This window comes from Candidatus Phyllobacterium onerii (genome assembly GCF_028331445.1).
GTDB lineage: Bacteria > Pseudomonadota > Alphaproteobacteria > Rhizobiales > Rhizobiaceae > Phyllobacterium > Phyllobacterium onerii.
Genome location: NZ_JAQMHX010000024.1, coordinates 24828 through 45175, shown reverse-complemented (window position 1 = coordinate 45175; position 20348 = coordinate 24828). Strand labels below are relative to the sequence as shown.

16 protein-coding genes and 1 pseudogene are annotated in these 20348 nt (G+C 54.0%); 8 read left to right on the top strand and 9 right to left on the bottom strand.

Features of this window, described 5'->3' with window-relative positions:
• Window positions 1-125: 125 nt before the first annotated feature.
• From rfbB to PHA01_RS27755, 4 genes are all read left to right on the top strand, one after another.
• The gene (rfbB, locus tag PHA01_RS27770) at window positions 126-1196 is read left to right on the top strand and encodes a dTDP-glucose 4,6-dehydratase (protein ID WP_271899493.1); all 1071 of its coding nucleotides are present in this window, start codon (window positions 126-128) and stop codon (window positions 1194-1196) included.
• On the top strand, window positions 1193-2077 hold the full coding sequence (rfbD, locus tag PHA01_RS27765; protein ID WP_271899492.1) for a dTDP-4-dehydrorhamnose reductase: 885 nt from the start codon (window positions 1193-1195) through the stop codon (window positions 2075-2077). The genes rfbB and rfbD overlap by 4 nt, the downstream gene beginning before the upstream one ends.
• Before the next feature lie 241 nt (window positions 2078-2318).
• The gene (gmd, locus tag PHA01_RS27760) at window positions 2319-3431 is read left to right on the top strand and encodes a GDP-mannose 4,6-dehydratase (protein ID WP_271899491.1); all 1113 of its coding nucleotides are present in this window, start codon (window positions 2319-2321) and stop codon (window positions 3429-3431) included.
• A 10-nt stretch (window positions 3432-3441) separates the two neighbouring features.
• Complete coding sequence (locus PHA01_RS27755; RefSeq protein ID WP_271899490.1) at window positions 3442-4389, top strand: GDP-L-fucose synthase family protein; 948 nt, start codon at window positions 3442-3444, stop codon at window positions 4387-4389.
• Window positions 4390-4526: 137 nt separating this feature from the next.
• On the opposite strand, the gene PHA01_RS27750 is transcribed toward PHA01_RS27755, so the two are convergent.
• The 5 genes from PHA01_RS27750 to PHA01_RS27730 all read right to left on the bottom strand — a co-directional run bounded on the left by PHA01_RS27750 (window position 4527) and on the right by PHA01_RS27730 (window position 11338).
• A complete protein-coding gene (locus PHA01_RS27750; protein ID WP_271899489.1) occupies window positions 4527-7199 on the bottom strand; it encodes a glycosyltransferase in 2673 nt (890 codons plus the stop codon).
• Window positions 7200-7260: 61 nt separating this feature from the next.
• Window positions 7261-8004: an ABC transporter ATP-binding protein gene (locus tag PHA01_RS27745; protein WP_271899494.1), complete on the bottom strand. Its 744-nt coding sequence runs from the start codon at window positions 8002-8004 to the stop codon at window positions 7261-7263.
• A 31-nt stretch (window positions 8005-8035) separates the two neighbouring features.
• Complete coding sequence (locus PHA01_RS27740) at window positions 8036-8848, bottom strand: ABC transporter permease (RefSeq protein WP_271899488.1); 813 nt, start codon at window positions 8846-8848, stop codon at window positions 8036-8038.
• A 243-nt stretch (window positions 8849-9091) separates the two neighbouring features.
• Window positions 9092-10159: an LCP family protein gene (locus tag PHA01_RS27735; RefSeq protein WP_271899487.1), complete on the bottom strand. Its 1068-nt coding sequence runs from the start codon at window positions 10157-10159 to the stop codon at window positions 9092-9094.
• 909 nt (window positions 10160-11068) lie between these two features.
• Window positions 11069-11338, bottom strand: a complete 270-nt coding sequence (locus tag PHA01_RS27730; RefSeq protein WP_271899486.1) for a hypothetical protein — start codon at window positions 11336-11338, stop codon at window positions 11069-11071.
• A 315-nt stretch (window positions 11339-11653) separates the two neighbouring features.
• On the opposite strand from PHA01_RS27730, the gene PHA01_RS27725 reads away from it, so the two are divergent.
• The 3 genes and pseudogenes from PHA01_RS27725 (at window position 11654) to PHA01_RS27715 (ending at window position 15836) form a co-directional block, all read left to right on the top strand.
• Window positions 11654-12670 carry an Lnb N-terminal periplasmic domain-containing protein gene (locus PHA01_RS27725; protein ID WP_271899485.1) on the top strand — a complete coding sequence of 339 codons (1017 nt, stop codon included), beginning with the start codon at window positions 11654-11656 and terminating at the stop codon, window positions 12668-12670.
• Between the two features lie 602 nt (window positions 12671-13272).
• Window positions 13273-14790: an MFS transporter gene (locus tag PHA01_RS27720; protein ID WP_334312061.1), complete on the top strand. Its 1518-nt coding sequence runs from the start codon at window positions 13273-13275 to the stop codon at window positions 14788-14790.
• A 5-nt stretch (window positions 14791-14795) separates the two neighbouring features.
• A pseudogene (locus tag PHA01_RS27715) lies at window positions 14796-15836 on the top strand (HlyD family secretion protein).
• Window positions 15837-16209: 373 nt separating this feature from the next.
• Here the strand turns inward: PHA01_RS27715 and PHA01_RS27710 are convergent.
• The gene (locus PHA01_RS27710) at window positions 16210-16413 is read right to left on the bottom strand and encodes a hypothetical protein (RefSeq protein WP_112527216.1); all 204 of its coding nucleotides are present in this window, start codon (window positions 16411-16413) and stop codon (window positions 16210-16212) included.
• Window positions 16414-17130: 717 nt separating this feature from the next.
• Between PHA01_RS27710 and PHA01_RS27705 the strand changes: the two genes are divergently transcribed.
• Window positions 17131-17445, top strand: a complete 315-nt coding sequence (locus PHA01_RS27705; protein WP_112551159.1) for a hypothetical protein — start codon at window positions 17131-17133, stop codon at window positions 17443-17445.
• Between the two features lie 219 nt (window positions 17446-17664).
• Here the strand turns inward: PHA01_RS27705 and PHA01_RS27700 are convergent, their stop codons facing one another.
• The 3 genes from PHA01_RS27700 to PHA01_RS27690 form a co-directional block, all read right to left on the bottom strand.
• Window positions 17665-18819 carry an alpha/beta hydrolase gene (locus PHA01_RS27700; RefSeq protein ID WP_271899483.1) on the bottom strand — a complete coding sequence of 385 codons (1155 nt, stop codon included), beginning with the start codon at window positions 18817-18819 and terminating at the stop codon, window positions 17665-17667.
• 68 nt (window positions 18820-18887) lie between these two features.
• Complete coding sequence (locus tag PHA01_RS27695) at window positions 18888-19013, bottom strand: hypothetical protein (RefSeq protein ID WP_271899482.1); 126 nt, start codon at window positions 19011-19013, stop codon at window positions 18888-18890.
• A gap of 24 nt (window positions 19014-19037) precedes the next feature.
• Complete coding sequence (locus PHA01_RS27690) at window positions 19038-20186, bottom strand: helix-turn-helix domain-containing protein (protein WP_271899481.1); 1149 nt, start codon at window positions 20184-20186, stop codon at window positions 19038-19040.
• Window positions 20187-20348 lie beyond the last annotated feature (162 nt).

Genomic DNA, 20348 nt, shown 5'->3' with positions numbered 1-20348 from the left:
TCGACGATCCTTCCATAGGTGTTGATTGGCCCTTCGAGGCTTCTGCAATCCAGCTGTCTGACAAGGACCGGAAGGCGCCCTTGCTCGATGGCGCCGATATTTTTCCCTGAGGAGCAATCAATTTCATGAAGATATTTGTTACGGGTGGCGCCGGCTTCATTGGATCAGCGGTCTGCCGTCATCTTGCCGCCAACCCCAAGAACCATGTCGTCAATGTCGACAAGCTCACCTATGCGGGCAATCTCGCTTCATTGCGCCAGCTTGAAAACCATCCGAATTACAGCTTCGTCAAGGCCGATATCTGCGACGATATGACGATCCTCGGCCTTCTCCGCAGCGAGAAGATCGATGCGATCATGCATCTTGCAGCCGAGAGCCACGTCGATCGTTCTATCGACGGCCCGGCCGCGTTCATCGAAACCAACATTATTGGTACATTCCGCATGCTCAATGCGGCGCTGACCTATTGGCGGGAACTTTCGGAGCCCAAGAAATCCGCGTTCCGCTTCCATCACATATCAACCGATGAAGTGTTCGGCGACCTGCCCTTCGATAGCGGTATCTTCACCGAGGAAACGCCTTACGCACCGTCATCGCCCTATTCCGCTTCCAAGGCTGCTTCGGATCATCTGGTTCGGGCCTGGCATGAGACCTATGGCCTGCCTGTGGTCCTGTCGAATTGCTCGAACAATTACGGCCCCTTCCATTTTCCGGAAAAACTGATTCCGCTGGTCATCCTCAATGCCCTCGATGGAAAGCCGCTTCCCGTCTACGGCGCCGGTGCCAATATACGGGACTGGCTATACGTGGAAGATCACGCCCGCGCCTTGGAATTGGTTGTCACCAGGGGCAAGCCCGGCGAAAGCTACAATATCGGTGGTCGCGCGGAACGCACCAATCTCAGCGTTGTCGAAACGATCTGCGATATTCTCGACAAGAAACGTCCGCGGAGCGGTGGCCGACATTACCGCGACTTGATCACTTTCGTCACCGACCGGCCGGGCCATGATCGCCGTTACGCCATAGATGCCTCCAAGATAGAGCGGGAGCTCGGGTGGAAACCTGCGGAAACGTTCGAGACCGGCCTGGAGCGCACTGTGCAGTGGTATCTCGACAATGAGTGGTGGTGGCAGCCAATTCGTGGTGAGCGTTATGCTGGCGAGCGGCTTGGCGCAGCGGCCAAAGGAACGTCATGAGGATTGTCGTTACGGGTCGAGAAGGACAAGTCGTACGCAGCCTCATCGAACGGGCAGCATATCAGCCTTCAATCGAACTCATTGCCCTTGGACGCCCGACATTCGACCTGACGCGCACCGAAACCGTCTCGAATGCAATCCATGCCGCCAGGCCAGATCTTGTCATCTCAGCGGCAGCATATACGGCAGTCGATCTTGCCGAAGACGAACCCGAGCTGGCACCTGCCGTTAATGCAGTTGGCGCGGGAAGTGTGGCGCAGGCTGCAGCAGCGATCGGCGTCCCAGTAATCCATCTCTCCACGGATTATGTGTTTTCTGGAGAGGGCGATAGGCCTTATACGGAAACCGATCCGACTGGACCGCGCGGCGTTTACGGCCAATCGAAACTCGCGGGTGAAATGACCGTCGCTGCCGCCAACCCTCGCCATCTGATCTTGCGGACAGCGTGGGTCTATAGCCCGTTCGGCAGGAACTTTGTGAAGACGATGCTCAAGCTGGCGGAAAGCCGCGACACCGTGTCGGTGGTTTCGGATCAATGGGGCAATCCCACATCAGCGCTCGATATAGCAGATGCTATTTTGCGCGTTGCCGACCGGCTGCGGACAGACCCTGCATTCGATGCTTTCGGCATCTATCATCTCGTGGGCAGCGGCGACACGAACTGGAGCTCGTTCGCCAGGGAAATCTTTGCGGCAAGCAGCAATAAAGGCGGTCCTCATGCCGAGGTCAGGGACATTCTTACCGCTGAATATCCTACAAAAGCCGCTCGCCCGCTCAATTCCAGATTGTCGACGGACAAATTCTTTGACGTTTTCGATTGGCGTGCCCCAAAATGGAATATTTCCCTTGCGCACGTGATAGACAAGTTGGTCTCTTCCTGAAAACTACTTCGGAATGTGTAGCATAGTGAGACTATCGGGGTATCTTCAATGCAGAATGAGGTAACTTCAGTAGAACGAATATCAAAACGTGCCGGTGAAGATACTTCACAAAATCAATGCCAACGCTTGATTTCGAAGCATTTTCGGAAAGCAAATGTGATACATTTCATCCGCTGTAACGGCAGGCCATCCTTCAAGCAGCGGCGTTAGCAGTGCCCAGTACCCGTTAAAGAGGTGTGTTATGAATGAATCGGTTAATACGAATTCTACGAGGAAGCGCGTTGCGTTAATAACCGGCGTCACCGGACAAGACGGATCCTACCTGGCCGAACTGCTGTTGCAAAAAGGCTATATTGTTCATGGCGTTAAGAGGCGATCCTCTTCCTTCAACACAGCTCGCGTTGACCATTTGTACCAGGATCCGCACGAACAGAATCCCCGATTCATTCTACACTATGGCGACCTGACGGATGCGACCAATCTGATCCGCGTCCTTCAAGAGACAAAGCCGGACGAAGTCTACAATTTAGGTGCTCAGTCTCACGTTCAAGTAAGTTTTGAAACTCCGGAATACACTGGAAATTCCGATGCGCTCGGCACGCTGAGATTGCTCGAGGCCATCCGAATTCTTGGTATGGAAAAAAGCACGCGCTTCTATCAAGCATCGACCAGTGAATTGTACGGAAAGGCGGAGGTGGCCCCGCAGGACGAAACCACGCCTTTCTATCCTCGCAGCCCTTACGCTGCTGCAAAACTGTATGCGTACTGGATCACCGTGAACTATCGCGAAGCCTACGGCATACACGCGTCGAATGGCATACTATTTAATCACGAAAGTCCTCGCCGCGGCGAGACATTCGTCACACGCAAGATCACGCGCGCAGTCGCGGCTATTTTGCTGGGACAGCAGGAATGCGTGTGGTTGGGAAATCTGAACGCGAAGAGAGACTGGGGCCACGCTCGCGATTTCGTCGAAGGTATGTGGCAAATCGTTCAGCAGGAAGAACCGGGCGACTACGTGCTTGCAACCGGCGAAACACACACAGTGCGCCGCTTTGTCGAGCTATCCTTCGCATGTGGTGGTATTGAGATCGCCTGGCGTGGATCAGGCTTGGAGGAAGAGGGATACTGTCGAAACACCGGTAGAGTTCTTGTGCGGATCGATCCTGCCTATTTCCGCCCAACAGAAGTCGATTTGTTGCTTGGCAATCCAGCCAAGGCACGGGCAAAACTCGGATGGCGCCATACAATTGGTCTCGAAGCCATGGTGAGTGAGATGGTTGCGGCTGACTACGCGCTGCTTGGTGGCGGCGATTTGCCTTTGAACGCAGTTGCCCCAACAACTATTTCTTGAGACCCTTTGAATGGCTGATTTCTTGCTTGCAGGAAAGAAGGTATTTGTCGCTGGCCATAAAGGCATGGTGGGTTCGGCCTGCGTGCGTCGCTTGGCAAGAGAGCAATGTGAGGTGCTAACGGCCAACCGCGAGGACGTCGACCTAGTCAACCAAGCTGCTGTCGATCGTTATATTCGGGAAACCAAGCCTGATGTCGTCCTCATGGCAGCCGCCAAAGTTGGCGGAATTGTTGCAAATGATTCATATTCCGGGGTGTTTCTTTATGAAAACCTCGTGATAGCGGCAAATCTGATCAACGCAGCATATCATGCGGGCGTTGCACGGTTGTTGTTTCTCGGATCGTCCTGCATCTATCCTCGGGATGCGTTGCAGCCAATTCCTGAGGAAGCCCTCCTGACGGGACCATTGGAATCAACCAGTGAATGGTACGCGATCGCGAAGATTGCGGGTATAAAATTGTGCCAGGCCTATCGGAAGCAATACGGCGCCGACTTCATCAGCGTGATGCCATCCAATCTTTATGGTCCGAACGACTACTTCCATCCAGACTTCAGCCACGTAATCCCGGGCATGCTTCGCCGGTTCCACGAAGCGAAGCTGCGCGGCGACAGTGAGGTGATCTGCTGGGGAAGCGGACGTCCGCGCAGGGAATTTCTCCACGTCGACGATCTTGCCGATGCCTGCGTTTTCTTGCTGCAACATTATTCCAATGACCAGCATATAAACGTAGGAACGGGTATCGACTTAAGTATCGCTGAATTGGCGGATGCGATTCGTCGCGTCACAGGTTTTGAGGGCATGATCGTTTGGGACAATGCCAAGCCAGAAGGAACAATGCTGAAACGTATGGATGTGACAAAAATCCAAGAGATGGGCTGGCACCCGACTGTCTCGTTCGAACAAGGTCTTGCTGGGACCTATCGATGGTTTTTACAACAGCAGAATGTGCGTTCCTGATGCCGAATATGAAATGTCAGTGGCCTTTCCTTGACTCTGCGCCGGCCCCAATTCCTTCGAATGGAAAGGCATTGTCGCCACGATTTTTGGTGCAGTTTATTCCGTTGTCGACGAGAATTCGTTTCGGACTTTTCCTATCAAACGAGGTGCCCCGAGGAATCGGGCTGTTGTGCCGTCATTGAATCGGCGTCCAGCAACGGAGATGGCTCGCCTGAATGCTGAAGGGGATAGGCGGCGGTGACTGAACGCTTGATGAGCGACTTCAAGTAAGCGAGCAATTCATCAGCTTGTCCATCGAAAGTTCGGATTCGATCTTTGTAAGGATTCGAATAATCTTTGAGAAAATCACCATTTTCAACGATCTTTTCCATGGATTTTCTCAAATAGACGCTGTCATTTGAAATCGGAATTATATCTCCATTCTCTCCGGGAACCAGGTCTTCGACGGCTCCTCCGGCGTCGGTAGCAATAACCCAAACATCGCGGATAAGCGCTTCTCTCACGGTGAGACCAAAGCTTTCTTTCCATTGTGAAGGAAACAGAAGGACATCGATTCCGGAAAAGAACTCATCGATGGTGTCCTGTGAATAGGCCGGCACTATGCGCACTGGGTTTCCAGCATTAAATCCCTTGGCGTTGACACTGCTGTATCCGTGATTGAGAGTGTTATCGACCATTACCAATTCGATGCCGCATTCAGGAAGTTCGCAAAAAGCTTTTCGGACCAGCTCGTATCCTTTTATGGGAGTCGATCCACCGACATAACCAAACCGAATGCGTTTGGACGGACGACGCTTGTATGTTGACGATGGAACTTTTATGCCATTTTTGTTCACAAATATTCGTTCGTCATCCAGCCCGTTATCCATGTAAAGCTGTTTGAAAAAGTGGCTTGGAGAGATAAGTCCATCCGCCTGAAACAACCCTCCTCGAACGATTGCAGTGCGCTGTTTATTAAAGTCTTTGTCCGGTACACAACGCGCGCACACCTCCGGATCAATCCAGGTCTGGAAACAATATTTGCCCTCGCCGGTGACCATGAACTGGCGTTCGCACAACCACCACGCATCGTGGAGGGTTATTGCATAGGGAATTCCAGCTGCCTTGCACACTGAACCCAAGGTAACACCCAAAGTCTGAATTGAATGCAACTGGACTACGTCCGGTTTGATTGCGCTAAGTACGTCTTGGAATACCTGGCTCATAGCATCGTCTTCGACATCCATGAGGCGGCTCCGAATCATCGGCGTTTTTACGGCGAAAACGGTGGCTCCTTTGGCATCGTAGCGAACGATTCCATAGTCAGGCGCGCCATCATTCGACCAGGAAGTGAAAACGTAGACTTCAACATTTTCTTTCTTTGCCAGCCGCTGCGCCATCTCCTCGGCAACTATCGTTGCCCCACCAAATGACTGAGGAGCGAAGTAGACGTTCGCAAAGAGAATACGTGTGACCATTGATATTCGATTATTGAACCTTCCGATGATCGGGGCCAGTTGCTGCTGTGCAATGCGTTCCAGACTGTAGTTCCGATTCACGCTTTCAAAGGCTTTGCCGGCCATTTCAGCGCGAAGCGCCTGATCGTCCACAAGCGCGACCAACTTGTATTCCCATTCGTGGGAACTTGTGGCCATGAAGCCTGTTTCACCATCGATGATGGCCGATCTAAATGCATCTGCAGGTGAACACACTGAAGGGAGACCCAGAACCGATGCTTCCAAAAATTTGATGTTGCTCTTTGCATCGTTGAAAGCAGTCTGTTCAAGGGGAGCGATGGAAATATCAGCATCGGCGACCTTTTCCAGATAGTCATTGAAAGTTGTAAACGGGAGCCGTTCGATGCGATCTGAAAAGTCGTTGAACCGGCTTTCAATGTTCAATTCGCCGATGATCCGAAGCTTAACATTGGGACGCTTCGACAGGACGTTGTAGAGTGCCTCGCTCGCCGACAAAAAGTCGATGTCGTGTGTCTTCGTGCCCGAACCATAGACAATGGTCACCTCTTTGTGTGACCTAGCAAACGGCTTTTTTGTATCCTGAATTCTGCGTGCTATTTTTATTGTTTCGTCGTCAAGCGCATTTTCAACAACATATGCAGGTTTGCCTGTGATCTGCGTCTTTGCTTTTGCAAGCAAAGGCGTAGAGCCAATGCCCTCATCACATAGCAGGAGTGCCTCGCGATAAAGTTTCATGCCCGAAATAACACCGGCGCGTATTTCCGGGTTCAACCGCTCGAGGTTCCGATTGGAAAGATAGCCGTCAGGATCGAATACGAGGTCGTCAACCTCCCAAAAAGTGTGAACGCCGAGGCGCTTGGCTTCTTGGATTATCAGAATGATTTCGGGCGTTGCCGGAACCCTGTAGAATATAACGACAGGATAGGTCTGAAGTAGCGTCCGAACGGTGTCCAGATGCGTCCAATCAACGATCTCGGTTTCGATCCCTATCTTGCCAAACAATTCTGCTTTTTGAGTTACGCGATATTTTTTGCACTGAGGGATCGATAGTTCCGCGACGATCAATACTCGTGGTGTCATGAATGTTGCAGCTAGACGGCTCTGGGTTCGGGGATAGAAAGAGGTGAGGGCGTCGCTGTTTTTGTCGTTGATTGTTGACAGCAAGAAAGTACGGCGATTTCCGATGAGAGCGGGCAATTTGCCACTTCGTGCAAAAGTGAAAATTCGCGATACTGTTTTAGTCAGGCCAAAGACGCGAACGGATTCGACGAGCTTTCTGGTAGCGAAAGGCAGCGTTTCGTTGAGACTTTGCGTTTTGCGAACGAATGCGCTCAGGGCGCGCTTAAAACTCATGCCTTTTACCAATCGGTCTGCTGTTCAGAGGACCACCTTTCGAACTGGTCATTCCGCATGATTAACGACCAAAATATGCGCTCGCTACGGTTTCGGCATTGCCATCCATTTTGATTTTTCCGTGTTCGAGCCAGACAATACGCGTACAATTCTTGACCAACAACTCTTTCGAGTGACTGGCGATAATGAGGATCTTGGTCTTGTTGACAAGATCATGCAGGCGTTCGTTTGCTTTGTGTTGAAATCCTTCATCGCCCGCAGCCAGCCATTCATCCATGATTAGAATTTCTGGCTGTATGACGGTGGAGATCGAAAATGCCAGGCGAAGCTGCATACCCGTAGAGTATGTCCTTACTGGCATGTCGAGGAAATTACCCAACTCCGAGAATTCCTCGATTTCTGCTTGTTTTTCGGCCATTTCGCGTTTCGTGAACCCAAGAAGCGCGCCGCGAATTCCAATGTTTTCGCGCCCCGTTGCTTCAGCATCAATCCCTAGCGAAATATTGATCAATGATGTGCATTTTCCATTGATCGATATGCGCCCACCTGAGGGATAATAAACACCGCTCATCACCCGCAAAAGCGTGGTCTTTCCAGAACCGTTGTGACCTATCAGCCCAAGCCTGTCACCATCGTTCAGCGACAGGTTAATCGATTCCAGTCCTCTGATGACGACGTGGCCTTCAGCGTTCGATCCAATGGTTCCTCCCGTTGCCAGGCTCATCACCTGGTTCTTGAGAGACCGGCTTTTTGCATTGTAGATGGGAAAATCTACAGTGACATCTTCGAGAGTCATTGAAGTCATGATCACCTTCGCGAATTCGTTGGGCTGTTTTTTATAACCAATAGGTAACGCGTGAGCGAAAGCGGTTGAGAAAGAGCAGGGCGATAGTCCATCCGACAAATGCCATGACGACGACTACGCCCCAATTGAGAAGCGTACCAGTCCCACCAAGCAAGGGATCTCTAATGACGCTGATAAGATGATAGAAAGGGTTGAAATCAAGTATCAAAATCGATTTGTTGGCAGGTAATTGATGAGGCTGCCACATGATCGGTGTAACGTACATGCCGACCTGCATAATGTTCTGTATGATTTGTGTTAGATCGCGATAGCGAGTGCATACTACAGACAGGATAACCATCATCCACAATAAATTCAGAGAAACTAGAAAGAATGCTGGGATAACAAGTAAAGCATTTAAACCCATAAATTTCCCGAATAACAAAAGAACTATAGGAAATATAACGATATTATGGAATAATATTATCGAGTTTCTCCACCATGTCCTGAGAATGTACGTAAAAAATGGCAAGGGCAGTTGAAGCATCGTTTCCGTATTGGAAATGAAACTTAAGCAGCCCTCATTGATCAACTGGGAGTAATAGCCCCACATTATCAGGCCGACACAGATGAACGGCAGGAACTCGGACATCGGTGACCTGAAGATCGTTCCAAAAATGAGACCTAATGCACCGATGAGAACACCCATGTTGATAGTGAGCCAGAAAGCTCCCACGCTGGATCTGCGATAGCGCTGCGCCACATCCTGCCAACCGAGAAGCGCCGCTAGACGAAAATTGCCAGCCGCGGCCGTGACGTCTTCCCACGCGGTGACTTTTTGGGAGTTCGCTATGGTCATGGACATGTGGTCTTTCTCTGGATCGTAACAGGGTGGTGTTGAACGATGGGCTATATACTCAATACCACACAGGTTCTATGCGGCATCAAGTTCCATCAACAGCAACGAAACGTGGCGGTAGCATGAAGAGGGCAGTCTGCGAAAGCCCTCAAGCGCTTCATAATAACCGGCAGGCCGTCATGCGGGGGTCTTTGAGAACAGGATGCATATTGTTCAAGTTGATACTCTTTTCCTTGCCCCGGGGTTGGCTTACAGAACGGAATTCACTGGTGGGCAGGGTGCAGTTGTCGCCGGCGGCTCGGGTGGGTCAGGCTTGATTTGGGGCCCGGTGAAGGGCTTGTCGTCGGCGATCGACCGGAACAGTTTCTTGGCCGGTCCCTGGAGCCACTCTATCCGGCCGGGGTAGCTGGTCGAGTAGCGCCACGGCGTGATGACAAAGTGGACCTGATCGGACGACAGCCTGCGGGCAGTGAGCCCGAGATCTAACATCACGCCGAGTGTGAGGGCAGGGTCGGTGGTAATGGACTTGGTAGCCGTGTTGAGGAAGCCAAGCAGCCGGACCGGGTTGATCAGAGTCCAGCTGCTCAGTGTCTTCTTCGCCATGGCGACGACGAAATCCTGCTGACGCTGGATGCGGCCGATGTCGGACCTGTCGCCAATACTGTGGCGGGTACGGACGTACCCCAGCGCCTGTTCGCCCTGCAGCGTCTGCCACCCCGCGAGCAGGTCGAGCTGTACGTAGTTGTCGCGGATCGGCTCGGGGATGCAGAGGTCCACCCCGCCAATCGCATCCACCATCCCTTTGAAGCCGGTGAAATCAACCGTGACGAAGTGGTCGATGTGAATGCCGGTGAGCGTTTCCATGGTCTTCCAGGTGCAGCCGATACCGCCGAAGCTGAACGAGGAGTTTATCATGCCGAGACGACGCTGCTGACCCCGCCGCCTTTCCCCGGCGCGGCAGGCGGGAAGCTGGACCAGCGAGTCGCGCGGGAAGCTGATCACGGCCGCCTCGTTTCGTGCGGGGGACAGATGCACGAGCATGATGATGTCCGCACGCTCCCCGGCATACCTGTCGTCTCTCTGGTCCGACCCGACGACGAGAATGTTCAGAGCATCGGTCCGAGCCTTGGCCGGGCGGTCGTCGCCCAAATCCTCGCGGGTGACTTCGATGTGACTGATGTTGCGGGTGAGCTTCGCGTACACGGTGGCAGGTAGCAGCGCGATTAGGATGACCACGATGGATGGCCACCGCAAGTAGCGGCGGCGCTGGGGCTTGTCCTCGGCTGCCGGCTGCTCGTCGATCACCCCACCGCTCACGTGACTCTCCGGGAGAGGGCGGGTCAATAGCCGCAATTGGCCGGGCTGCCCCAACCCAATATATCCTGCCAAATAGGATTCTAGTCATACGCCTCTAAAACGCAAGGGGCAACGCAGCCGTAGCGGCGTCACAGGAGATGCTGTCTCAACGCCGGAAGTCGTTCGCCTGCAATGTCTCCGCGGTCGCAACTAGACCAAAAAGATGATAATTGGCGAAGTCACCTGAACGATATCCATCGGGGAATGCTGAAATGAGATTAGCTTGCCACGTCTTGATTGCCATCGCTTTCGTCTTTTTATCTGCGTGTACGACTGCTCCCAGTGTCGACAGCAATCTGGCGACTAGCTCCCTCAGAAACTCGATATATGACGAGTGTGGATGGGCGCCGGACTCGTCTAGTCTCGCGAGCTTGATACCTGCCATTTCAACGGGCCGGGACGGATTTCAAAGAATTACAAAAGCAACATGCGCTGCGGCGAAGAGTGCACCGGCTCCCACTTCCCCAGGGGATCATGTTACGGTCGAGATCGAGGGGAAATCGGTTCGCGGGAGGTTCCTCGAACCCGGGGAGAAACTCGCGCAAGATTGATAGACAAACGCGAAGCGATCTATTTCGCCACATAAATGACAACCGGGCTGCCAGCAGGCATGCGGCCGTGATCATCTTAAGCGAACCATTCGTCTTCATCCCTGCTTGCTTCAAGATGTTTAACGTTGTGAGCGGTGACCAGCTTCAAATCCTTCTGGTTGACGGCAAAATCATCCGACTTGGAGCCAAGAATGCCCCCCCTGGGAGACGTAGTCCGCCGGCAGTTTTTGGCCCAAAGCGGTCATTGAGGAGCATCAGAAATCTGAACAGTGTTGCCCTATGTTGGCGGCCAACATCGATGGGATTAATGTCGTCGCCGTCACTCTCGTTTTGACGCGTAAGCTTCTAGCATACGATCGACGTCAGAAAGCTGCCGATAGAATTCGTCTAGCATATCATCAATGACATTCATCTTTTCACCCGCCAGGGCAAAAATTTCCTGTGAGGCACCGCGTACCTTGGGGTCCGAGACCGTCTCCAAAATCAAATCGAGCCCATCGTAGCGATAACGAGCATGAGCAAGTGCATCTTTGATGTCGATGACGCGCCTGCGAAATGGATCAAGCACTTCGCCTAAATCAATCTCCATCCGGGATCTCCACTTTCGAACGATGATTTTGGTTTCTGCTTTGCCAGTACATTAGTAGATACTGACCGCGTGCGATAAATTGTTTGCCTTCCCGGCCTACTCACTTACGGCCGTCGGTACGATGTAACCATGTCAAGCGGGTTGGTTGGCACCGCAACAGCACCAGGTCACTCATGAGCGTCGGTAGCGCGCACCGTCCCGCAGTGTTACACTATAGTGGGGGAAATCGAACATGGATATGGTCAGGAACTGGCTCTCGATCGCGGTCACTGCGCGCTCTCTGCCAAGGAGGACGATAGGATCAAGTAGCGGGCAATGCGACTTATAGGGCGTTTGCTGGTTGCCGGCATTCTGGCTTCAATCATCCTTGTTGCCACGGCATGGGCTGTGGGAGCACTTTGGTACCAGCTACCCGTGCGTCCATCTGCAAGAGTTGCTACTGCTTTCTTGTATGGTGTTTTCGGCCTTGCAACGATAGTTGCCATCTTCACGAAGCTCAGGAACTGGTTGTTGTTCCTGTTTCTATTGTGTTTTGTCTTGCTGCTGACATGGTGGAGCACCATCAAGCCGCTGGAACATGCAGACTGGGCACCGGAGGTGGCGCGTCAGGTGACGGGGACGCGTAACGGCGATGTCTTGACGCTGAACAATGTCCGCGACTTCGAATGGCGCAGCAAAACGGATTTCACCGAACGCTGGGTGACGCGGACCTATGATCTGAGCAAGCTTCGGACGGCTGACCTCTTCTTGTCTCAATGGGGAAATCCCAACATCGCCCATGTTATTCTAAGCTTCGGCTTCGAGGGTGGTGACTTCATCGCCTGGTCGGTAGAGGTGCGGCGGCGCGTCGGGGGCGCGTTTTCGCCTGTTGCCGATCTCTTCAAGAGCGATCCGCTGGTGATCATAGCGTCGGATGAGCGCGATGTGGTCGGGGTGAGATCGAACTTTCGTGGCGAAGACGTCCAGATATATCGTCTCAGAGCGTCGCCGGACGCCGCCCGCGCGTTGCTGCTTGAGTATGTGCAGGATGCCAATGCGCTTTCCACGACGCCGGAATTCTACAACTCAATCACGACCAACTGCACGACGACCATCGTCAAGATGATGCGGGCCGTCGGTGATGTGGTTCCATTCGACTGGCGGCTCATCGTCAATGGATATCTTCCCGAATACGCATATGAGCGGGGCGCGCTCGATACCAGTCTGCCGCTCGCGGATTTGCGGCAACGTTCCCATATTGCCGAGCGGGCCAAGGCAGCAGGTCTCAGGCCGGACTTCTCCCGCCTCATCAGGCTGGATGTGCCATCTCCATCTGCACCGCAAATACAATGAGACCGACAGCGCACTGGAAATTCGCAACGCCGCCCTTTGCTGGCGGGTTCGAATACCGCAACAGAGCATGCAACGCGCGTGTGCCTGAGGGTGTTCGTGGCCTCCCTGTCGATGCATGCCAATTGGCAGCCCGTCGCCGCCCAGTTGCGATCCATGAGTGATGCACAGGTCCACAGTTAATCAGGAGCAAATGTGGCCTGGTTGTAGTGAAATCGAGTTTGTTGGGGCTACCACCGCGAAGCCCTGCTGTTGCAGCTGCCTGTAACCGTAACGTACTGTTACCCAACTGAGTCTTCAGTCAAATTGCAATTCCTAAACAGAGAGGATTTGCGCAATGCGGCGGTAGTCAGCACTCTCTTCAGTCACTCTTCTTGCGGGAACAGACGTTGAAGACGCGCAGAGTGATCTAGACTAGCCCGAAAATAATGTCATCGTATCGAGAGGGTTACTTCATGATCCCCGAGGCGGAGTTTGTCGGATACACCCCAAACAACATAAATCGGGCGAAGGTGCAGACCGTCACCGATGCATCGCCAGTCGCCGACCCACCTATCAATGCGCTCCGATCTGCCGCCTGTATCGCTGCATCAACTCTTTTGTCGATGACACAAGGACTCGGCATGAATTTGGTCGCGACGAATATCCCGCAAATTCAAGGCTATCTTGGTGCCACAAATGTCGAAGCGACTTGGCTGATCGCTGCGTATATGGCTCCCAATGTCAGCCTTTCGGTTGCACTGATCAAGATCCGGAACCAATACGGTCTCCGGAATTTCGCCGAACTGAGCATCGCCATATTTGTATTGGTTTCGCTGTTGCATCTTTTTGTCATTGATCTGCAATCCGCGATCATCGTTCGCTTTGTCAGCGGCATTGCGGCTGCTCCACTGTCGAGCCTCGCCTTTCTCTATATGCTGGAGGCATTTCCGCCATCTCGAAAACGGACGATCGGGGTTTGCCTGGTGCTCACCAACATCTCGCTTGCCGCTCCGATGGCGCGCCTGCTGTCGCCGACCTTACTCGATATCGGCCAGTGGCAAGGTCTCTACATGTTCGAAGTGTCGTTAGCGCTCGTCTCGTTTGGAGTGATCTACCTCCTTCCGCTGACGCCCATTCCGCGTGCCAAGGTGATCGAAAAGATGGACGTTGTGAGCTACGTGCTGATCGCCATTGGTTTTGGGTGTACGGCCGTCGTTCTGGTCACGGGCCGCCTCTATTGGTGGAGGGAAGCAGCCTGGCTTGGAGTTCTGCTCGCGATCGCCATTGTGACGATAACGATAGCCGTGGTGATTGAACTCAATCGCGAAAGACCTCTCCTCGACATACGATGGATCGCCAGCAAGGAGATCCTGCATCTTGCCGGAACGATCCTTCTCTTTCGGCTGGCCGTCTCCGAGCAGTCGACCATCGCCACAAGCTTTTTCCAGAATCTCGGCCTGATGAACGACCAGCTGTGGAAGCTCTATGTCGTCATGATGGTATCAATGATTGCAGCAGGATTGTCTTGCGCCGCGGTCATGACGCCGGAACGCGTTCCAGCAATTCACGCCGTCGCGCTGATTTTTCTCATCATAGGTTCCTATATGGACAGCCAAGCGACCTATCTTACCCGCCCTCCGGAAATGTATGTCAGCCAAGCGCTGATCGCGGCGGCAACCGCCCTGTTCTTGCCGCCGGCCATGTCGATCGGATTGACTGCGGCGCTGAAGCGCGGGCCCAACTACATACTGAGCTTCATCATCGTCTTCCTGTCGACGCAGAGCCTGGGCGGGCTCCTCGGCCAGGCTGTTTTCGGCTCGTTCATTACGATCCGCGAGAAGTTTCACTCAAACATATTGGCTGAAAGGATCGTTCCCTTCGATCCCATGGTGACCGAGCGCGCATCGAAAATGGCCGACGCGTATGGTGGGATGATTGCCGATAAGGCCTTGCTCAAAGCCGAAGGGATCGCGTTGTTGTCCCAACAGATCACGCGCCAAGCAAATATCCTCGCCTATAACGACGCTTTCCTGCTAGTTGCCGGAATATCTTTTGGTGCTCTTGTCATGCTTTTAGCACATACGTCTACCCGAGCGCTTCTCGCTCGCCGACATTCCCCAGCAACCGTTCCAATAAGTTGAGATGTATGTCCAGTTATCGCCGCCATTTCGCAACGTTGATCGCAATCGCCGTGGGTGTCTCGGGCCTGGTCATTGTTCTCTATGCTTGGCGTTTGCCGCCGTTCAGGAGCGATGTCGAGATAACGGAGAATGCCTATGTCAGGGGTTACGTCACGCTGATCAGCCCGCAGCTTAGCGGTTATATCGTTGAGGTGGCGGTACAGGATTATGCGGAAGTTGTGGAGGGTCAGCTTCTGGCCCGGATAGACGATCGGATTTTTGCTCAATAGCTCGACCAGGCCAAAGCGACACTGGCAGGTGAACAGGCTGCGCTGGACAATTCGGCCCAGCAACAACGCGCGGCCGAAGCACGCATCGCCTCAAGCCAGGCGCAGCTTGACAGCGCTATCGCCGTCTCACATCAGGCCCAGGCCGATTGGGCGAGAATCGACCCCTTGGCGCGCCGGGGCGTCATGAGCAAGAGCGATGCCGATCAGAGCGAAAGCGCCAAGCAACAAGCACAGTCCCTGGAATTGCAAGCCAAGGCCGCCCTCGAAGTGTCGCGGCAGGATCTTGAGACAATCAAAGTCAGCCGCGGCTCCTTGGAGGCGGCCGTCGCCGGAGCTCAAGCGGCTGTGAAGCTGGCCGAGATTGATCTGGCCAACACGCGGATCCTTGCCCCTCGAAACGGACGGCTCGGCGAGGTTGGCGTGAAGCTTGGACAATATGTTGCCGCGGGCACGCAATTGATGGCGATCGTTCCACCGGACGTATGGGTAATTGCCAACTTCAAGGAAACCCAACTGACGAACATTACGCTAGGTCAACGCGTTAGTTTCACCGTCGACGCTCTAGACCGCAGGCGAATGATGGGGCACGTCGAGGCCTTTGCCCCAGCGGCAGGGTCCGAGTTCAGCATTATCAGGCCGGACAACGCGACTGGCAATTTCACCAAGATCGCACAGCGCATTTCAGTCCGCATTGCAATCGACTCCGACCAGGAACTCGCTAAGCAATTGGTGCCAGGAATGTCAGTGGTGGTCAGAACCGAACCTAAGGAAAACTAAAAGCAATTCAGACTTCGCATTTAGAATTCCGCCTCAATTAGCCCGTCAGTAGCGGCATCAGAAAAAAAGAGGATTTTCATGTAGAATCAATAACATATGACCATACTGGCGGTCGTTTCTACCTAATCCCGGACTTTTGCGTCTGAGAAGTTGGCGATTGTGTTGGAGGTCTCTGAGCGGAGCAGGGGACTCGCAAACTCGATGTGCTGTGGGGCGTGTACTCGTAAACGAGGATCAGTTGGGACAACAAGGGACATAGATTTGCCGATCGGAAGATGGCCCCCGCGATGCATTCTTGGCCCACCGTTCGGCTCGGGGTTAATATCTTTAGGCGGCACTCCAGCGATATGCCTCCAGAGCAAAATCGAATGCGTCAAACATGCCGGCCCTTGTTCCGTCGGACGATCATGAGAACGATGAGCACCAGACCAATCGCGATCAGCACAATCCCCAACGTCAGGTATTCGGTCGATCCATCTCTGTAGCCAACAGCTGCCAGCAGAAAGCCTAATATAATGGCAATCAACCCGCCAAGCTTTTTGAACAATGAGATCGGTTTGTCATCGATTGCAGCCATGATGAACCTCCAATGCTTTGTTTCAAGGAAACCAAAACCCTCAAAATGATAGCATGCATGCTATCAGTGCTCGGGTCGTCGCTCAACAAACGAGCAAGCGAATGTTCGAAGGCGCCGCTAAATACACCTAAAGCGAAGATTCGGGATTCCGCGCAGGTCACAGTCGTAGCCGGATGGGCTAATTTCCGGTATCGATATCCTTTCCAAGGAGGTAGGCATGCCAAGGTCTTTCGTCAGGGCACTATACCTTTGTCTTATGCTGTCACCTGTCATTGGGCTCGATATCGCCAACGCCGCCCCGCCTGCTCTTAGCGTTGGGACAAGCCTGAATAGGGGGCGTCCAGTCGTTTGCGAGTTAGGTGCCAATCGGTTGAGACAACGCGGCTTTCACGATGTTTGGCGTGTTGATTGCCGTGGGCGGTTCTTTGTCTATCGGGCATGGCAGGCAGGCCGCCGTTTTGAAATCGCAGTCAATCGTCACAACGGCAGGGTCGTCGACTTACGCAGAATTGGTTGATCCGTCCACAACACTCGCGACATTCAAGACATGACGGTTGGGAGTATTCGACCTGAGGGACTACAGAACATCTTCAATCATTCAGTATGTAACCGTTACGTACTATGCCATCTGCTCTGTCCGTGCTGACCTAGTCCATTGAACTAACGGCAAGGGCGGTACCGTCGTTGCTCTGACCACCAATCGCCGTGGAGGAAAGCTTGGGAAAGAATTTGTTTGTATCGCTGGGACTTGTTCTCAGCCTGTTGATGACGCCTGTGGCGCTGCCTACCGCCGCCATTGCCCAGTCCGTCAGCATCACCATCGGCACCAATCTCAACAGAGGCAGGGGAATAACCTGCAGCCAGGGCGAAAGGTTGCTCCGCAATCGCGGTTTCCGCAACATAAGGCGCATGGATTGCCGTGGTCGGTTCTTTATTTATCGCGCATTACGTGGAAATTCCCGGTTCGAGATTGCCGTCAGGCAAAGCAATGGCCGCGTCGTCGATGTGCGCAGGATTGGAAGAAGGAGATAGTTCAGGTTCGTTCGGTCCGAACCCGGATAGAGAACATTCAGAGGCTGCGAGTCCGCAGCCAAAGCGGGGCACTCCTTCCCTTGCCGGCGCTCTCAACCGCATCGACGGCCTATGGCCCCAATGCCATCCTGCCGCGGCCGTAAACGGGCGGCCCGCCCCCGGGCGAGCACGGGGCAGGCGTTGACAGATGGCAGAATAAACAAGAAGTCATGAACGTACCTATCGACGCGCCGTGCTTTCAAAGATGCGGATAGGCGCACTGAGGGCGGCGCCCGTCACCGTGCCAATTGCCAGGCCGGCTTCGACGGCGGCAGCACCAAAATTGCCGGGTATGTTTGGATCGGCGTCAGAGAGGGATTGCCCTCTCAGCAGCCGCTCGCCAAAGAGCCGGACGACTTCGGGGCTTGTCGCAAACTGCGTGTGGTTGAGGCTGTCACCGTTTCGCAGCGCGCTGAGGTCATACACCGTAATCCCGGATGCCATCTTTAATTGGGCTTTATAGCTTGCGTCTGTAAGGTCCACTCCGCCAACGCGCGTCACTTGCCCCGATATCAGTCGGGAAAGCCGAAGCGCTCTGTCGTTTGCCGACACGAAGATCGAAATATGTGGCCGTTCTTGGCCGATGTCGATCAGCTGCTTCCGAAAGACATCGATATCGAGATCCGGCGAAGCGAGAATGACGTCCGTGATCTTGGGCGATATCCGCCTGCCTTGCATCGCTATGTCACGCAGGGCTTCCATCACTGGCCAACTGCCCATTGAATGAGCCATGATCGTGATCTCGGATACCTCCGGGCTATTGACCGCCTGTTGAATGACGTAGCCCAATTCTGAGCGGGAAAAATTGGTGCTTTCCCTATCGTAGTTGTAGTCGAGCAAAGCCCCGCGCGATGGCCAGGAAAACAGCACGGGGGTCACCTCGGCGCGCGAGTCGTGGACAATTTGCGCGAAACGAAAGACCGCGTCTTCGAACCGTGTGTTGAAGCCATGCACGAAGATCAGAACGCGCCTGCCACTCACTGCATGCGACCGATACCAGGTTCGGATGTCCCGAACGTTGACGGTGTCTACGGCAGTGGTCACAAAGTTTCGCTCAGGGTCGCCTGGAAGCCGACGCGGCCATTGGATTGTTCCCGGATTGCGGTTGGGTGGAATTGAGACGACGACGTTGGCGAGGTTGAGATCGTGACCCCGCTCGCCCGTAAAGAATACGCCCTTTTGCGACGTTGGCGCCCGGGTCGTCGCCACGAGCAGATCGACCTTGGCCGCACCAGGCGCCGCGGTGTTGACGGGCGCAAGGACACCCCGGGCCGGTGACGCACATGCCGCAACGCCGCCCACCATGAAGATGAGCGTGATTGTACGGAGTATCAAAATGCTTCGCCTGAACACCAAGTGCCTATCCAATGCGCTATCGACTGCTGGCACTGTGCCTGCGCCCGTTAATACAGGAACCAACCAATTCCGATCGCAGCTGCAACACCGATCAGGAACAGTACGGTGAACGTGAAGGGCCCGACGTTCACGCCCAGTTGTCTCAGCCGCTCGTCCAGATCATCATGACGCATCGAAAACCTCATCGTTGGTGCAGATCAACCGTGAAGCTTGCGGAGCAGCAATCCGAGGCGTTCTTCAGGAGCTGCGGTGGCGATTTCGCCTGGTGGCCTGCTCGGCACACTGCTGCGGCCCGCTCTCACTTCGCTTGGCGTATAGCCGAACTCCCTCTTGAATGCCCGGCTGAACTCTGCGCCATCACTGAAACATCGTTGCTCAGCGATCTCGATGATACGACGTTTGTCGTTCGGGTCGGCCAATGCTGCGTGTGCATCGAGGAGCCGCTGGTGCTGCAGGTAATGCATCACGCCACCGAATGGCTCGAACATTCGATAAAGTCCGGTGCGTGAAATCGCGAGTTCACGCCGCAAGACCTTGGCATTGAACAATGGATCGAACAATCTGGATTGCACTACGCGGCGTGCCTTTTCGAGCAACACGCGGGCGATAGGTGCCTGAGCCTCCTCGATGTTGCCTGGAGATGGCAGCAGGCAGGCCCGGATCATCGCCTGCGTCGCGCCAACGAGTTCAGGGAGATTGTCCGCCTCGACCGCTGGCAGCCGCTTGGCCAATCCGATGAAATAGTCGGACAACAGCCGGCCCATCGCGGTGTCGACTGTGGAGAACTCGGAAGCACTGAGGACATGTGCCACTTCTGGATCGGAATCTCGGGGAACAAACAGCATCAGCATTTCGCTATCTGTTACACTCCCTTCAAACCAACGCCCCAGCGAATGAACCTGGACGATACCGGCGCCGCCTTGAAAGCTTCCTGCCGGGCCCTCGGTGCTGATCGAACCGTCGAGTGGAAGGGTCAATGTCCAGTGATCGAGCGCTTCCCTGCGCGCATGACCTGGGACACTTGCAAACTCGAGTGCGCTGGTTCTGATCCGCGAGAACGCCAGGCTGCCGAGATCCCAGACCGTTTGCTTTCCTTCAAAGCCGCGGGACTTGTCCCTGCATTCGCCGAACTCGAGCATCGAGGAGAAGCTATTGCGCCACGATTCATACTGATGGTCAATCGGCACGCCGCTGGTATCGAACTTGAACGCGGGAATAGAAAATGCGCCGGAAGACGACCGCTTCGGTTGGGGAGGAGGGCCGTTGATGGCAGACGCCGCTGCCGCGTGTGCAAAGTTTCGATCGAGCGATATATCCGATGGTGCGATATGATCATGCGCGTTCATGATTTCACCATTTGTCGTACCCGGAACAACGTGCAAAACAGGTGGCGCTGTCTCATTGTTAGAGACGAGCATAGTAGTACTTCGATCCATTTTGTTGGGGGAAGTACAGGCATGGCTGCTCCAAAAAACCACAAGAATAAGGTATCGCGCAGTTACAAATGC

What these genes read in the sequence shown, in the direction of transcription:
- rfbB (WP_271899493.1), top strand. Translation starts at nt 126, where the DNA reads ATGAAGATATTTGTTACGGGTGGCGCCGGCTTCATTGGATCAGCGGTC.
- rfbD (WP_271899492.1), top strand. Translation starts at nt 1,193, where the DNA reads ATGAGGATTGTCGTTACGGGTCGAGAAGGACAAGTCGTACGCAGCCTC.
- gmd (WP_271899491.1), top strand. Translation starts at nt 2,319, where the DNA reads ATGAATGAATCGGTTAATACGAATTCTACGAGGAAGCGCGTTGCGTTA.
- PHA01_RS27755 (WP_271899490.1), top strand. Translation starts at nt 3,442, where the DNA reads ATGGCTGATTTCTTGCTTGCAGGAAAGAAGGTATTTGTCGCTGGCCAT.
- PHA01_RS27750 (WP_271899489.1), bottom strand. Translation starts at nt 7,199, where the DNA reads ATGAGTTTTAAGCGCGCCCTGAGCGCATTCGTTCGCAAAACGCAAAGT.
- PHA01_RS27745 (WP_271899494.1), bottom strand. Translation starts at nt 8,004, where the DNA reads ATGACTTCAATGACTCTCGAAGATGTCACTGTAGATTTTCCCATCTAC.
- PHA01_RS27740 (WP_271899488.1), bottom strand. Translation starts at nt 8,848, where the DNA reads ATGTCCATGACCATAGCGAACTCCCAAAAAGTCACCGCGTGGGAAGAC.
- PHA01_RS27730 (WP_271899486.1), bottom strand. Translation starts at nt 11,338, where the DNA reads ATGGAGATTGATTTAGGCGAAGTGCTTGATCCATTTCGCAGGCGCGTC.
- PHA01_RS27725 (WP_271899485.1), top strand. Translation starts at nt 11,654, where the DNA reads ATGCGACTTATAGGGCGTTTGCTGGTTGCCGGCATTCTGGCTTCAATC.
- PHA01_RS27720 (WP_334312061.1), top strand. Translation starts at nt 13,273, where the DNA reads ATGACACAAGGACTCGGCATGAATTTGGTCGCGACGAATATCCCGCAA.
- PHA01_RS27710 (WP_112527216.1), bottom strand. Translation starts at nt 16,413, where the DNA reads ATGGCTGCAATCGATGACAAACCGATCTCATTGTTCAAAAAGCTTGGC.
- PHA01_RS27695 (WP_271899482.1), bottom strand. Translation starts at nt 19,013, where the DNA reads ATGCGTCATGATGATCTGGACGAGCGGCTGAGACAACTGGGCGTGAAC.
- PHA01_RS27690 (WP_271899481.1), bottom strand. Translation starts at nt 20,186, where the DNA reads ATGAACGCGCATGATCATATCGCACCATCGGATATATCGCTCGATCGA.